Annotated in this window: 12 protein-coding genes and 1 pseudogene; 12 read left to right on the top strand and 1 reads right to left on the bottom strand. The window is 68.0% G+C overall.

Features of this window, described 5'->3' with window-relative positions; translation table 11 throughout:
- The first annotated feature begins 17 nt into the window (after positions 1-17).
- The 3 genes and pseudogenes from ACT9TC_RS03305 (at position 18) to ACT9TC_RS03295 (ending at position 2,679) form a co-directional block, all read left to right on the top strand.
- A complete protein-coding gene (locus ACT9TC_RS03305) occupies positions 18-200 on the top strand; it encodes a hypothetical protein (protein ID WP_458042015.1) in 183 nt (60 codons plus the stop codon).
- Entirely contained in the window at positions 197-1,021 is an 825-nt protein-coding gene (locus ACT9TC_RS03300) for a TlyA family RNA methyltransferase (RefSeq protein ID WP_458042014.1), read from the top strand. The genes ACT9TC_RS03305 and ACT9TC_RS03300 overlap by 4 nt, the downstream gene beginning before the upstream one ends.
- Positions 1,022-1,171: 150 nt before the next feature.
- A pseudogene (locus tag ACT9TC_RS03295) lies at positions 1,172-2,679 on the top strand (IS1634 family transposase).
- On the opposite strand, the gene ACT9TC_RS03290 reads toward ACT9TC_RS03295, so the two are convergent.
- A complete protein-coding gene (locus tag ACT9TC_RS03290; protein WP_458042013.1) occupies positions 2,606-4,144 on the bottom strand; it encodes a cryptochrome/photolyase family protein in 1,539 nt (512 codons plus the stop codon). The pseudogene ACT9TC_RS03295 and the gene ACT9TC_RS03290 sit on opposite strands and share 74 nt — an antisense overlap.
- A gap of 103 nt (positions 4,145-4,247) precedes the next feature.
- Between ACT9TC_RS03290 and ACT9TC_RS03285 the strand changes: the two genes are divergently transcribed.
- The 9 genes from ACT9TC_RS03285 to ACT9TC_RS03245 all read left to right on the top strand — a co-directional run bounded on the left by ACT9TC_RS03285 (position 4,248) and on the right by ACT9TC_RS03245 (position 13,418).
- A complete protein-coding gene (locus ACT9TC_RS03285; protein ID WP_458042012.1) occupies positions 4,248-5,249 on the top strand; it encodes an NAD kinase in 1,002 nt (333 codons plus the stop codon).
- The gene (gene recN, locus ACT9TC_RS03280) at positions 5,246-6,958 is read left to right on the top strand and encodes a DNA repair protein RecN (protein ID WP_458042011.1); all 1,713 of its coding nucleotides are present in this window, start codon (positions 5,246-5,248) and stop codon (positions 6,956-6,958) included. Before ACT9TC_RS03285 ends, recN begins: the two co-directional genes overlap by 4 nt.
- Before the next feature lie 14 nt (positions 6,959-6,972).
- Positions 6,973-8,682 (top strand): CTP synthase, encoded by a 1,710-nt coding sequence (locus tag ACT9TC_RS03275; RefSeq protein WP_458042010.1) that lies wholly within the window; start codon positions 6,973-6,975, stop codon positions 8,680-8,682.
- Positions 8,675-9,256 carry an NUDIX domain-containing protein gene (locus ACT9TC_RS03270; RefSeq protein WP_458042009.1) on the top strand — a complete coding sequence of 194 codons (582 nt, stop codon included), beginning with the start codon at positions 8,675-8,677 and terminating at the stop codon, positions 9,254-9,256. The genes ACT9TC_RS03275 and ACT9TC_RS03270 overlap by 8 nt, the downstream gene beginning before the upstream one ends.
- A gap of 11 nt (positions 9,257-9,267) precedes the next feature.
- Positions 9,268-10,191: a site-specific tyrosine recombinase XerD gene (xerD, locus tag ACT9TC_RS03265; protein ID WP_458042008.1), complete on the top strand. Its 924-nt coding sequence runs from the start codon at positions 9,268-9,270 to the stop codon at positions 10,189-10,191.
- Positions 10,192-10,288: 97 nt separating this feature from the next.
- A complete protein-coding gene (locus ACT9TC_RS03260; RefSeq protein ID WP_458042007.1) occupies positions 10,289-11,197 on the top strand; it encodes a ParA family protein in 909 nt (302 codons plus the stop codon).
- Positions 11,181-12,023 carry a segregation and condensation protein A gene (locus tag ACT9TC_RS03255; protein WP_458042006.1) on the top strand — a complete coding sequence of 281 codons (843 nt, stop codon included), beginning with the start codon at positions 11,181-11,183 and terminating at the stop codon, positions 12,021-12,023. The genes ACT9TC_RS03260 and ACT9TC_RS03255 overlap by 17 nt, the downstream gene beginning before the upstream one ends.
- Complete coding sequence (scpB, locus tag ACT9TC_RS03250) at positions 12,013-12,606, top strand: SMC-Scp complex subunit ScpB (RefSeq protein ID WP_458042005.1); 594 nt, start codon at positions 12,013-12,015, stop codon at positions 12,604-12,606. The genes ACT9TC_RS03255 and scpB overlap by 11 nt, the downstream gene beginning before the upstream one ends.
- Positions 12,607-12,611: 5 nt before the next feature.
- Positions 12,612-13,418: a pseudouridine synthase gene (locus tag ACT9TC_RS03245; RefSeq protein WP_458042004.1), complete on the top strand. Its 807-nt coding sequence runs from the start codon at positions 12,612-12,614 to the stop codon at positions 13,416-13,418.
- Positions 13,419-13,424: the final 6 nt, after the last annotated feature.

The raw sequence follows: 13,424 nt of genomic DNA, 5'->3' as shown, positions 1-13,424 counted from the left end.
CGTCGTATCCTGGGACGATGAGCAACACGCCCGAGGGATCGTTCGACGACAGCCTGGTGTCGCGTCTGCGGGTGGTCGAGGAGCAGCCCCTCGCGACCCGCGCCGCCGCGTTCGACGCGATGCACGAAGAACTCTCGCGCGAACTCGAGGGTGTGGGCGGCCTCGCGGACCCGCGCGCTTCGGCATCCGGCGACCGATGAGTGAACGTTTGGATGCCGCGCTGGCGGCGCGCGGCCTTGCGCGTTCGCGCACGCACGCCGCGGGGTTGATCGCCGAAGGGCTCGTGACGGTTGATGGTCGACCCGTCGTGAAGTCGTCGGCGAAGGTCGAAGAGACGTCGCTCATCGAGGTCGCCGCGTTCGATCACTACGTCAGCCGCGCCGCGCACAAGCTGATCGCCGCGTTCGAGGCGTTCCCGATCGAGGTCGGGGGCAGGGTAGCGCTCGATATGGGCGCCTCTACCGGCGGGTTCACGCAGGTGCTGCGGGAGCGCGGCGCCGACCCAGTGATCGCGGTGGATGTCGGGCACGGTCAGCTGTCGGAGCGGATTCGGGGAGACGTCGGCGTCGTGTCGGTCGAGGGCTACAACGTGCGCGACATGACACCGGAGTCACTTGCCGCGGTGAGCGGTGTGGATCGCGTGCCTTCGCTCGTCACGGGCGACCTGTCTTTCATCTCGTTGGGGCTCGTCCTGCCGGCCGTCCGCGTAACGATGGACGACGCCGGCGATGCGGTTTTGCTGATCAAACCGCAGTTCGAGGTGGGACGGACATCCGTCCGCGGTGGGCTCGTCACCGATCCCGCTTCGCGCGCTGATGCCGTTGCCAGCGTGCTGTGGGCGGCCTGGGACGCGGGCCTCGGTACCCATGGGGTGATCGCCTCGCCATTGCCCGGCACGCACGGTAATCACGAGTTCGTGGCGTGGCTGCGGGTGCGCGATGTCGCGGATGACGGTGCGGACGCGGATGCGGCGAACCCGACGGCGTGGCTCGCCCTGGTGAACGAGCTCACTCAGCGCTGACGGTCAGCTTTCGCGCCGCTTGCGCATCTGCGCCAGACCTGAGTCGTGCCACTTTTTCGTGATTTGGGGTTTTGGGGTCGGAGTTCGTTGATTTTCCGGGGGTGCTGGTGTCCGGGCGGGGCACTAATGGACGGCTTTTAGACTGCTCGGATGGGCTTGTTCGTGCGGAAGGTGCCAACTTCCTCGGGCGCGACGGCGGTGCAGATCGTGCGGAAGCACCGCGGCGTCCGCACGATCGTGGAACACATCGGCTCCGCGCATGACGACGCTCAGCTCGCCGTGCTGGTGCAGATCGCGAAGGACCGGATTCAGGCCGGGCAGCTCGCGTTCGATCTGGACGCGCTGGGCCCGGCGTCGCCGGTGACGGCGGCGCCGATCGTGACAGGCAGTTCCTCGCGTGTGCTTTGGGAGGTGCTCGAGGGTGCGTATGTTCGGCTCGGGTTCGACGTCGTGGGCGACGACACGTTCCGGAAACTCGTGCTCGCTCGGGCGGTGGAGCCGACGTCGAAAGCAGACACGATCCGTGTCCTCGGTGAGCTCGGCGTTCCGGCGGCATCGTTGCGGACGATCTGGCGGACCCTGGCCCGTTGTGTTGAGCAGGACTGGCGTGACCAGGTCTCCCGCGCCGCTTACGCTCACGCCACGAAGGCGGGGGAACTGTCCCTGGTGCTCTACGACGTCACGACCCTGTATTTCGAAGCCGAAGACGAGGACGATCTCCGCAAGGTCGGGATGAGCAAAGAACGCCGCGTGGACCCGCAGATCGTCGTCGGGCTGCTGGTCACCCCCGGCGGGTTCCCGTTGGAGGTCCACGCGTTCACCGGCAACACCGGCGAAACGACCACCCTCCTCCCGGTGTTGCGGTCCTTCCAAGACCGCCACGGTGTCAAAGACATCGTCGTGGTTGCCGATGCGGGGATGCTCTCCGCCTCGAATCTGAACGCGCTCGAAGATGCCGGGTTCTCGTTCATCGTCGGGTCCCGGATCAGTAAAGCCCCCGACGACCTCATCGAACACTTCACCATCGGGACCGCTCTCCACGACGGGGAAACCCTCGAATCGAAACGGATCATGGGGGTCGGGCCGAACGCGCGTGAGCGGCGGATCGTCTACCACTACTCAGCGAAACGCGACCGGCGGGATAACCACACGTTGGACAAGCAGGTCGAACGCGCGCAGAAGGTCGTTGACGGAACCAGGCCGGTGAAGAAGGACCGGTTCGTGAAACTCACCGGCAGCAGCCGAGACATCGACCAGACCCTGGTGGATCGGGCCCGGCAAGTCGCTGGCTTGAAGGGCTACGTCAGCAACATCCCCGCGATCCGGCTCGACGGGCGCGAGGTCGTGGCCGCGTACACGAGCTGTTCCAGGTCGAACGATCGTTCCGGATGGCGAAAACTGACCTCCAAGCCAGGCCGATGTTCCACCATCAGCACGACTCGATCCAAGCCCACCTCACGATCGTGTTCACCGCCCTCGCCATCTCACGCCACCTGCAAGACACCACAGGGGTCAGCATCCGTCGACTCGTCCGCACCCTCCGGCCCCTCCGAGACGTCACCATCCGCATCGCCGGGAACGACATCACCGCAACAACACCGCCCGGACCCGACGCCGCGGCGATCCTCGACACGATCGCCGCCGACACAGGGCACTAAAGTGGCACGAGTCAGGCCAGAGGGATGGCGAGCCGGTGGTTGTCCGCGAGCTGCGGCTCGTTGCGGTCGAGGAACTCCCCCAGTAGGCGCCGGTGAAGGCATCCTCCTGCGCGACTTTGGCGCTCGACCACCACGACCCCATGCGCTGCAGATAGGCCCCGCCCGCGATGTAGGGCTTCGTTGCCACGCGGCCGCCGTCCGCGAACTGGCTCATACCCTGCACGTTCGGCACCATGACCCAGTCGAACGCATCCACGAACATCGCCGAAAACCACTCGTAGACCTCGCGGGGATCGTAGCCCTGCAGCAGGAACCAGTTGCCGAGCACCATCAGGCGTTCGATGTGGTGTGCATAGCCGTAGCGGTGGACCCGCACGAGGACGGTGCGGACCGGCAGCGGAAGCTCGTCGGGGATTCCTTCCGCGGTGTACCACCATGCCTCGAGTGTGCGGGTGAAATGGAAGTAGTTGGCGTCCTCGAGCGCGGGCTGCGCGCGGAACGCGCCGCGCATGTACTCCCGCCATCCGATGACCTGGCGAATGAAACCCTCGCGCGATTCGAGGGGGGCGTCGGAGCGCTCGACCCGGTCGACGACTTCCTGAGGCGTGAGCAGCCCGATGTTGATCAGAGGGCTGAGGACGGAGTGGAAGAGGAACGGCTCGTCGGCATCCATCGCATCTTCGTAGCGTCCGAAGTCGGATAGGCGACGAGTGACGAAGTCATCGAGCCACTCCCGCGCGCCCTCGGGGGTCACGGGGAGCCAGAAGCTCTGTGGATCGCCTGGATGATCGCCAAAGAGCCGCTGCGTGTCGGCGATGGCCGAGCGGGTGATCTCATCGGGATCGGGAATCGGCACCGCCGGGATATCGAGGGTGTGGGCCTTCGTTTTCTTGTCGCGGGGGAGCGGATGCCTGTTCTCGGCGTCGAAGTTCCACCGGCGTCCCTCGGGGGCGCCGCCCTCCATGAGGATGCCCGTGCGCCGACGTTGCCAGCGGTAGAAGTCCTCCATCCGGGCCGTGGGGTGGCTCGCGAACCATTCGTCGATCAGCGCCTCGGGCGTGAGGAAGAGGTCATCGGGGTAGGTGTGCGTCTGCAGCCCGTGTCCGTCGGCGATCTTTTCGATCGAGCCCTGGACGCGCGGATCGGTGTGCGCCATCCACGCGAGGTGGGTGATGTCGTGCTCGCGGACGAGGACCCCCACCGCATCACCGAACGACTCCCTGCGGTCGTCCGCGACCGTTTCATCGGCGTCGATCCGGCGGTACGCGACGGCGATGCCGCGCTCTTCGAGGCGGGCGGCCGCGTGACGCATGGAAGCCAGAAGCAGCACGATCTTGTGCGCGTGGTACGGGCGACGCTCGAAGCTCCGCGCGTTCTCGATGAAGAGGACGAGGTCGATCTCGGGGTCCGAGTAGGCGGGGTGATCGTCGAGGAGCTGCGTCGCGAGCACCAGCGCTGCCTTCATACCCACAGTCTCGCAGCCGGATATCCTCCCCAGCGCGCGGGCGGCCCGGCGAACGGGACCCATCCGACAGAATGGGTGAGGCGAACCAACCGGCGGGAGCGGCATGACGAGCACGCGAAACATCCTGGTCGTCGCGCATGCGTTGCGCGACGATACGGTCGCTGCTGCGCGCCGCGTGACGGCCGCCTTGGTCGCGGCTGGTGCCCGCGCCGTATTCTCCGCGGATGATCGAGCCCAGTTGGGGGCCGCGATCGAGGACTTCGACAACACCGGCACGCTCGGCATCGACGTCCCCGTCGACGAGATCGAGTTCGCGATCGTGCTCGGCGGCGACGGCACGATCCTGCGCGCCGCAGAACTCGTTCGCGGCGGCACCGCACCGGTGCTCGGAATCAATATGGGCCACGTCGGGTTTCTCGCCGAGATCGAGCGCGACGAGTTGGACGAGGCGGTACACCGCGCGATCCTCGGCGACTACCGCGTCGAGGAGCGCTTGGCGCTCGCCGTCAGCGTTCAGGACTCCGATGACTCCTTGATCTACGAGACGTGGGCCCTCAACGAGGCGACGGTCGAGAAAGCCAGCCGCGAACGGATGCTCGAGGTCGTTCTCGAGGTGGACGGTCGGCCCCTCTCGAGCTTCGGCTGCGACGGCATGGTCGTTTCGACCCCCACCGGTTCGACCGCGTACAACTTCTCCGCCGGCGGGCCGGTGATCTGGCCGACCGTCGAGGCGATGGCGGTGGTGCCGCTCTCGGCTCATGCCCTGTTCGCCAAACCCCTCGTGGTGGGCCCCGAGGCCACGATCGCGATCGAGGTGCTCGAACGCACGAACGGCACGGGCATCCTCTGGTGCGACGGTCGCCGCTCGCACGATCTGCCGCCCGGTGCCCGCGTGATGGTGCGGCGATCTCCCGAGCCCGTGCGTCTCGCGCGTCTGCACCCCGCGGCATTCACCGACCGGCTGGTGCGCAAGTTCCGGTTGCCGGTCGAGGGATGGCGCGGGCCCATATCCGCCGAGCCCGAGACCTGGGCGATGCACGAACCGACCGAAACGAACACGGGCACCGTGACCGACGCCGAGACGCACCCCGGGGCGGGCGCATGATCGAGGAAGTACGCCTGGCCGGGCTCGGGGTGATCGCCGAAGCGACCCTGCCCCTCGGTCCCGGCTTCACCGCCATCACGGGTGAGACGGGTGCCGGCAAGACGATGGTCGTGACGGGCCTCGGTCTGTTGCTCGGTCAACGCGCCGACTCTGGCGTGGTGCGCTCGGGTGGTCAGGCCGAGGTCGCGGGCATCTGGAATGTCCCCGCTGAGGGATCCGTCGCCGACCGTGTGCGCGAAGCCGGAGGAGACCTCGAGCCGCTGGGAGCTGACCGCGCCGAGTTGTACGTCGGCCGTACGGTCACGGCCGAGGGCCGCAGCCGCGCGAGCGTGGGTGGGCGCGCCGCCCCGGCCGGGGTCCTCGCTGACCTGGCGGATGACCTCGTGGTCGTGCACGGGCAGTCCGACCAGCTGCGCCTGCGCTCGGCGTCGGCGCAGCGCGATGCCCTCGATCGTTTCGGGGGAACGGGAGTACGCGACGCGCTCGCGGCATACCGGACCGCGTGGAATCGCTGGCGCGAACTCGACGCCGAATACACGACCCTCACGACCCAGCGCGATGCGCGTACCGCCGAGGCCGAGGCCTTGCGCGCGGCGCTCTCCGAGATCGAGGATGTCGCACCGCAACCGGGTGAGGATGTCGAGCTCGCCCAGCGCGCTGAGCGGCTCGCCAACGTCGAAGAACTACGGGGGGCTGCAGCGGGTGCGCGCGAGGCGCTCTCTTCCGAGGCCGACGCCGTCGACGTTTCGACCCTGATGGGAGAGGCCCGGCGCCTGCTCGAACGCGCGAGCGCTCAGGACCCCGCGCTCGAGACGTTCTCGCAGCAGGTGGCCGAGCTCGGATTCCGTGCCGCCGAGATCGCGACGGACCTCTCGGGGTATCTCGCGGATCTGGATGAATCCGGACCCCTCGAACTCGACGCCGTCGAGACGCGGCGGGCAGAGCTCGGCACCCTCGTCCGGCACCACGGGACGTCCCTCCACAATGCTTCGCTGGACGAGGTCATCGCGCTCGCCGAGACCGGTGCCGCCCGCCTGGCAGAGCTCGAGGGCGACGACGCCCGCATCGGCGAACTCGCGGAAGAACGGGATGCCGCTGCTCGCGAACTCGATGCCGCCGCTGCGACCCTGACCGAGCGCCGCACGGCAGCCGCCGTGACCCTCGGCGATGCCGTCAGCGCCGAGCTCACCGCCCTCGCAATGCCCGACGCGCGCCTGCAGGTGACCGTGTCCGTGGGTACCCCGAGCGCGGACGGACGGGATGACGTCGCCCTGCTGCTCGCCCCGCATCCTGGCGCCGAGCCGCGACCGGTCTCCAAGGGTGCGTCGGGTGGAGAACTCAGCCGTGTCATGCTCGCGATCGAGGTCGTCATCTCCGAGACCGATCCCGTGCCGACCTTCGTCTTCGACGAGATCGACGCGGGTATCGGCGGCGCCGCCGCGATCGAGGTCGGACGTCGCCTCGCGCGCCTGGCCGAGGCATCCCAGGTCATCGTCGTCACGCACCTCGCGCAGGTGGCCGCGTTCGCCACCAACCACCTCACCGTCGTGAAAGAGAACGACGGATCGGTGACCGCCTCGAGTGTCCGTAGGCTCGAAGGGCCCGAGCGCGCCGCCGAGATGGCGCGGTTGTTGTCGGGGCTTCCCGACTCGGCCGCGGCGCTCGAGCACGCGCGCGAGCTGCTCGGGCTCGCGGGCTCCCGCGACTGATAGGATTAAAGCCCGTGGCGGAAACTGCATCGGGAACATCGAACGACATCACCAAGCACATCACGAGGCACATCTTCGTGACCGGTGGTGTCGTTTCTTCATTGGGTAAGGGCCTGACCGCCGCGAGCCTCGGCAATCTGCTGACGGCGCGGGGTCTGCGGGTCGTGATGCAGAAGCTCGATCCCTATCTGAACGTGGATCCGGGAACGATGAACCCGTTCCAGCACGGCGAGGTCTTCGTCACCGATGACGGCGCCGAGACCGACCTCGACATCGGGCACTACGAGCGTTTTCTCGACGTCGAACTGAGTCAGGCCGCCAACGTCACGACCGGTCAGATCTATTCGCAGGTCATCGCGCGTGAGCGCCGCGGCGAGTACCTCGGCGACACCGTTCAGGTCATTCCGCACATTACCGACGAGATCAAGCGACGGATGCGCCTGCAGGCCACGCAGGATCCCCAGCCGGACGTCATCATCACCGAGGTCGGCGGAACGGTCGGCGACATCGAGTCGCAGCCGTTCATCGAGTCCGCGCGTCAGATCCGACACGAGCTCGGTCGACGGAACGTGTTCTTCGTGCATGTCTCGCTCGTGCCGTTCATGGGCGCCTCGGGCGAGCAGAAGACCAAGCCGACCCAGCACTCGGTCGCGGCGCTCCGCTCGATCGGTATCCAGCCCGACGCGCTCGTGCTCCGCAGTGACCGTCCCGTCACCGAGTCGAACAAGCGCAAGATCGCGCTGATGTGCGACGTCGACGAAGACGCGGTCGTCAACGCCGTCGACGTGCCGAGCATCTACGACATCCCGACGATGTTGCACGATCAGGGCCTCGATTCGTACATCGTCAACGCTCTGGGTCTGGATGAGGCGCAGGACGTCAACTGGTCGCGCTGGGAGCGGGTGCTCGGCGCCGTGCACAACCCGAAGCACGACGTCACGATCGGTCTCGTCGGCAAGTACATCGACCTGCCCGACGCGTATCTCTCGGTGACCGAGGCGCTCAAGGCCGGCGGCTTCGCGCACGAGACCCACGTGAACATCCGCTGGATCCCGTCCGACCTGTGCGAGACGCCGGAGGGTGCCGCGCGCGCCCTGGCGGATGTCGATGGCATCTGCGTTCCCGGTGGTTTCGGCATCCGGGGCATCGAGGGCAAGCTCGGCGCGCTGAAGTTCGCGCGCGAGCAGGGCATCCCGACGCTCGGGCTGTGTCTGGGGCTGCAGTGCATGGTGATCGAGTACGCGCGAAACCTCGCGGGTCTCGAGGGTGCGTCATCGAGCGAGTTCGACCCCGACACCGAGTTTCCGGTCATCGCGACCATGGCGGAGCAGGTCGACATCATCGCGGGCGGAGACCTCGGCGGCACGATGCGCCTCGGCCTGTACGCCGCGGACCTGCGCGAGGGTTCGCTCGCCGCGGACCTGTACGGCGCGACGCAGATTTCGGAACGCCACCGCCACCGTTACGAGGTCAACAACGCCTACCGCGACCGGCTCACGGAGGCCGGCCTGGTGTTCTCGGGTCTCTCGCCCGACCGGGCACTGGTCGAGTACGTCGAGCTGCCGCGCGACGTGCACCCGTACTACATCGCCACGCAGGCGCACCCCGAGCTGCGTTCGCGCCCGACCGCACCGCATCCGCTGTTCCGCGGGCTCGTGGGAGCGGCACTCGAGCGCCACCGCGCGAGCGAGCTCTTCGATGTGGATCCGGTGGAGAATGACTGATTTCAGCGCGTTGCGCGACGAACCGACGACGGTCGAGATCACCCGCAGCGAGGTCGTCTACCCCGGCCGCGTCTGGGATGTGCGCAGCGACACCTTCGATTACAACGGCGAGTCCACGTCGCGCGACTACGTCGACCACACGGGTGCCGTCGCCATCGCCGCGATCGATGACGACGGACGCATCCTGCTCTTGCAGCAGTACCGGCATCCGATCCGCTCTCGCGACTGGGAGATCCCGGCCGGCCTGCTCGACATCGCTGGTGAACCGCCCGCCGACACGGCCCGGCGCGAGCTGGCGGAAGAGGCCGATCTGACGGCGAGTCGGTGGAGCGAGCTCGTCAGCATCAAGACTTCGCCCGGCGGCAGCGACGAGATCGTGCACATCTTCCTGGCCGAGGGCATCTCGCCCGCTCCCGAGACGTACGCACGCGAGGCGGAAGAGGCCGACATTCGCCTCGAATGGGTCCCGCTCGACGATGTCGTGACGGCCGTTCTCGAGGGACGGATGCAGAACGCGATCCTGATCGTCGCGGCCCTCGCGGCCGCCGAACACCGCCGCCGGGCGGCGAGCTGAGCCGAACCCCGGTGCGCATCGATCGAGCCGTCACGGCGTACCTGCGCCACGTCTCGATCGAGCGTGGGCTGTCGGAGCACACGGTCGCGGCGTATCGACGCGACCTCGGCGACTATGTCGCGTGGCTCACCGAGCAGGGAGTGCTCGACACGGCCGATGTCACCCCGGATGTCGTGGGGCGCTTCGTCGCTGATCGGGCTGCGGCATCCCCTCCTCCCGCCGCGTCGAGTCTGGCGCGCCTGCAGTCCTCGGTGCGGGGGTTGCATCGTCATCTCGCCCGCGAGGGAATCGAGGACGAGGATGTCTCGGCCCGGCTTCGCCCGCCGAAGGCGGCCCGGCGACTGCCCCAGGCGTTGACGATCGACCAAGTCGAGCAGTTGCTCGCGGCGCCGTCGGGGGAGGACCCCATCGGCCTCCGCGATCGGGCTCTGCTCGAGCTGATGTACGCCACGGGCGCTCGAGTGTCGGAGGTGGTGACGCTCGACGTGGACGACCTTGCGGGTGCGGGCGGAGGCGACGGGGCCGGCGATATCGTGCGCCTGCGGGGGAAGGGCGACAAAGAACGCATCGTGCCGGTCGGTTCCTTCGCCCGCGACGCTGTCGATGCCTACCTGACCCGTGTACGTCCCGAGTTGTCGCTGCGGGGTCGCGCCACGCCTCGGCTGTTCCTCGGTGCCCGCGGGGCGCCGCTGTCTCGGCAGAGCGCGTGGCTCGTCATTCGGGCCGCCGCCGAAAATGCGGGAATCGCGGCCCATGTCTCGCCGCACACGCTCCGCCACTCGTTCGCCACTCACCTGCTCCAGGGCGGTGCCGACGTGCGCGTCGTGCAAGAGCTTCTCGGGCACGCGTCGGTCGCGACAACGCAGATCTATACGCACGTGACCGTCGACGCCCTGCGCGATGTGTACGCGACATCGCATCCGCGGGCGCGGTAACGCGCCGGACAGCATCGCCGTCCGCGCGCGCCGCCCGGGCCGAGCGTGCGCGGGTGACTAGAATCGGTCCACGACATAGGGTTCAGATGCCGTTGACATGGTGACGCAGGGAGTATCGGTGGCGGGCAGCGCGCGGGGCACGAAGAAGGCCTCCTCGACGGACGAGGCACCCCTCGGCCCCACCGGTCGTCCGTACCACGGCTTTCCCACACCGCCGAAGCTCGATTCGCACGGTCCGGCGCGCATCATCTCGCTCTGCAACCAGAAGGGCGGGGTCGGCAAGACGACCACGACCATCAACCTGGCGGCATCGCTCGCCCACTACGGCCGTCGCGTGCTCGTGGTGGACTTCGACCCGCAGGGCGCCCTGTCTGCCGGACTCGGCATCGCGACTCACGATATCCCGACCGTTTACGACCTGCTGCTCGACACCAAGCGCGATCCGCGCGAGATCATCGTCCCCTCGCGCACCGAGGGCCTCGACGTGCTGCCGGCCAATATCGACCTGTCCGCCGCCGAGGTGCACCTCGTCAACGAGGTCGCCCGCGAGACGATTCTGGCGCGGGTGCTGCGCCACGTCTCTCGCGAGTACGACGTCATTCTGATCGACTGCCAGCCCTCGCTCGGCCTGCTCACGGTCAACGCTCTGACCGCCAGCCACGGCGTGCTCATCCCGATGGAGTGCGAGTTCTTCGCGATGCGCGGCGTCGCCCTGCTGATCGAGACGATCGAGAAAGTGCGCGATCGCCTCAACCCCGCGATCGAACTCGACGGGGTGCTCGCGACGATGTACGACGCCCGCACGCTCCACGCCCGCGAGGTTCTCGAGCGTGTTGTCGAGGCCTTCGGCGACGATGTACTCGAGACCGTCATCGGTCGGACGGTCAAGTTCCCGGATGCATCCGTCTCGGGCTTGCCGATCATCGAATTCGCCCCCGAACACGCCGCCGCCCAGGCCTACCTGCGCCTGGCGCGGGAACTGGTCGCGCGTGGCGACGTCGCCTGAGATCGCGCCAGGTGCCCACGGCGCGGACAACGAAGCGGACGACGACGGCCGGTTTCGGGTCTCGGTCACGGGATTCGACGGCCCGTTCGACCTGCTGCTCTCGCTGATCTCGAAGCACGAACTCGACATCACCGAGATCGCGCTCAGTAAGGTGACGGACGAGTTCATCTCGTACCTGCGGGCGCTCGATCCGGACGAAGAGCTGGAGCGGGCGAGCGAATTCCTCGTCGTAGCGGCGACCCTGCTCGACATGAAGGTCGCGGGGCTCTTGCCCCAGGGCGAGCTGGTCGATTCCGAATCCGTTGCCCTGCTCGAGGCGCGAGACCTGCTGTTCGCCCGCCTGCTGCAATACCGCGCTTTCAAAGAGGTGTCCGGATGGTTCGGCACCCGACTGCAGAGCGAAGACACACGGCACGCACGTGCCGTGCGGCTGGACGAGAAGCACCGCGCGGCCGTGCCCGAGCTGCTCTGGACGCTGTCGGTCGAGGACTTCGCCGCGCTCGCGCTCCTGGCGTTCAGCCCACGCGAGATGCCGCATGTCGGTCTCGAGCATCTGCATGCGCCGCTCGTCAGCATCCGCGAACAGGCGGCCGTCGTCGTGTCGCTGCTTCGTCGGTCCGAGTCGGTGAGCTTCCGGGAGCTCGTCGCCGGAGTCACGCAACCCGGTATCGTCGTGGCGCGGTTCCTCTCGATCCTCGAGCTGTACCGCCACGCGGCGCTGTCATTCGAACAGCTGGAGCCGCTCGGCGAACTCACCCTCCGATGGTCGGCCGAGAACTGGTCCGACGAACAACTTGCGAGCCTGGGGGCCGATTATGACCGTTGATGTTTCGACAGACTCAGCCCCCGACGCATCCGTCGCCCGCCGCCTCGAGGCGATTCTGCTCGTGATCGAGGAGCCGCAGAGCCTCGTCGCCCTCGCGACCGCCGTGTCGGCGCCCGTCGCCGCCGTGCGTCAGGCGATCGAGTCGCTCGTCGAGGACTACGACGGCCGCGCGGGGGGACCACGGCGCGGGTTCGAGCTGCGCGAGGTCGGCGGGGGCTGGCGCCTGTACGTGCGCGCGGAGCACGACGACCTGGTGAGTGAGTTCGTGAACACGCAGGCGCCGTCGCGACTGTCGCAAGCGGCGCTCGAGACCCTCGCCGTGATCGCGTACAAGCAGCCGGTCACGCGCGGCCAGGTCGCGGCGATTCGCGCCGTCAATGTCGACTCGGTCGTGCGGACGCTGCTCGGCCGCGGCCTCATCACGGAAGAATTCGCGGATCCCGAGACCGGGGCGATCCACTACGGAACGACCGACGCGCTGCTGGTGAACCTCGGCATCAACTCGCTCGACGAGCTGCCGCCGATCTCACCCCTGTTGCCCGATGTGTCGGACGGCGAACTCGACGAAGCTCTGGGGCGGTAAGCGACATGCACGAAGAAGAATCACGGCCGACGGATGCTTCGACCGACGGTGTGCGACTGCAGAAGGTTCTCGCCCAGGCCGGCGTGGCTTCGCGGCGCGTCAGCGAAGCGCTGATCGCCGACGGGCGCGTGCGGGTGAACGGCGTGGTGGTGACCGAGATGGGCGCGCGGATTCATCCGGAGTCCGACCTGGTCGATGTCGACGGGGTTGCCGTACAGGTCGAGTCGGGCATGCGTTACGTCATGCTCAACAAGCCGACGGGCGTCTTCAGCACGATGCGCGACGAGCGCGGCCGCCCCGACCTGACCCAGTACACGGCCGAGTGGCCCGAGCGCCTCTACAACGTCGGGCGCCTCGACGCCGAGACGAGTGGCCTGCTCATCCTCACCAACGACGGTCAGCTCGCCCACGTGCTCGCGCACCCCTCGTACGGGGTGACGAAGGTCTACATCGCCCAGGTGTCGGGCCGGGTCAGCGCGCAGACGATCTCGCAGCTGACGCGCGGCATCGAGCTCGAAGACGGCCCCATCGCGGCCGACAAAGCGCGACTGTTGGATACCTCGGGGGGCACGAGCCTGGTCGAGCTGACCCTGCACTCGGGGCGCAATCGAATCGTCCGTCGCATGATGGCCGAGGTGGGGCATCCGGTTCGTGAACTCGTCCGCAGGCAGTTCGGCCCGCTCCACCTGGGAACTCTCCCGGCGGGGCAGGCGCGGGAGTTGACTAAGGTGGAACGCGGCGCGCTGCTCACCCTCGCGCGCCGCGATGCCGCCCTCGCGAGCGACGACGAGCCGCAGGGCGACACTCAGTAGGAGATT

The organism is Microbacterium sp. HM-570 (assembly GCF_054165885.1).
This window is presented reverse-complemented; position numbering and strand designations above follow the sequence as displayed.

Bases quoted from the DNA above. Each gene is read 5' to 3' on its own strand.
- ACT9TC_RS03290 (WP_458042013.1), bottom strand. From the start codon at position 4,144: ATGAAGGCAGCGCTGGTGCTCGCGACGCAGCTCCTCGACGATCACCCC.
- ACT9TC_RS03270 (WP_458042009.1), top strand. From the start codon at position 8,675: ATGACTGATTTCAGCGCGTTGCGCGACGAACCGACGACGGTCGAGATC.
- ACT9TC_RS03300 (WP_458042014.1), top strand. From the start codon at position 197: ATGAGTGAACGTTTGGATGCCGCGCTGGCGGCGCGCGGCCTTGCGCGT.
- ACT9TC_RS03245 (WP_458042004.1), top strand. From the start codon at position 12,612: ATGCACGAAGAAGAATCACGGCCGACGGATGCTTCGACCGACGGTGTG.
- ACT9TC_RS03285 (WP_458042012.1), top strand. From the start codon at position 4,248: ATGACGAGCACGCGAAACATCCTGGTCGTCGCGCATGCGTTGCGCGAC.
- ACT9TC_RS03305 (WP_458042015.1), top strand. From the start codon at position 18: ATGAGCAACACGCCCGAGGGATCGTTCGACGACAGCCTGGTGTCGCGT.
- scpB (WP_458042005.1), top strand. From the start codon at position 12,013: ATGACCGTTGATGTTTCGACAGACTCAGCCCCCGACGCATCCGTCGCC.
- ACT9TC_RS03260 (WP_458042007.1), top strand. From the start codon at position 10,289: ATGGTGACGCAGGGAGTATCGGTGGCGGGCAGCGCGCGGGGCACGAAG.
- recN (WP_458042011.1), top strand. From the start codon at position 5,246: ATGATCGAGGAAGTACGCCTGGCCGGGCTCGGGGTGATCGCCGAAGCG.